1 protein-coding gene is annotated in these 841 nt (G+C 65.2%); it reads left to right on the forward strand.

The features are described 5' to 3' along the window. Window positions 1–841: NtaA/DmoA family FMN-dependent monooxygenase (locus tag H7J86_RS00030; protein ID WP_267288596.1), on the forward strand; the 841-nt coding region annotated here is incomplete at both ends.

The raw sequence follows: 841 nt of genomic DNA on the forward strand, positions 1-841 counted from the left end.
GAGCAACGACCCGAGTGTGATCGCCTCGGCGATCGCGTACAACACCAGCGATATCGGTATCGCCATCACCAGCTCGGTGATTCAGGAACATCCCTTCAACTTCGCCCGCAAGATCTCCACGCTGGACCATGCCACCGACGGCCGGATCGCATGGAACATCGTCACCAGCGCGCTGGCCAACGCCGCCCGTAACTTCGGGTACGACGATCTGGAGGAACATGACGAGCGCTACCGCTGGGCCGACGAGTACGTCGATGTGACCTACAAGTTGTGGGAGGGGTCCTGGGATGACGGCGCGCTGCTGCAGGACCGCGTCCGGGGACTGCACGGCGACTACGCCAAGATCCACAAGATCCATCACGTCGGAAAGCGCTACCGGGTGGAGGGTCCACATCTGGTGGCACCGTCTCCGCAGCGCACTCCCATCCTGTTCCAGGCTGGATCATCCTCGGCAGGAAGAGATTTCGCGGCCCGCCACGCCGAAGCCCAGTTCATCATCAGCCCCGGGCCGAACCAGGCGCGCGACCTGATCGAGGACACCCGCAGGCGGGTGGTGGCCGCCGGCCGCAAACCCGATGACCTCAAATTCTTCCAGGGGCTGCACTTCGTCATCGGCAGCACCGAGGAGGAGGCCGCCCGCTTGGAGGCCGAGCTGGAGGAGGCGATCGATCTCGATGGGATGGTCGCCCATCTGTCCGGTGCGGTGGGCGTCGACTTCGGTGGCCACGACCTGGACACCCCACTCGGTGACATCGGCCAGACCGACGGGACCCGCAGCATCGTGGAGTGGGTACAGGAGTCGGTACCACCCGGGCAGACGGCCACCGTGCGTGACCTCGGT

Source organism: Mycobacterium hackensackense (assembly GCF_025822555.1).
GTDB lineage: Bacteria > Actinomycetota > Actinomycetes > Mycobacteriales > Mycobacteriaceae > Mycobacterium > Mycobacterium fluoranthenivorans.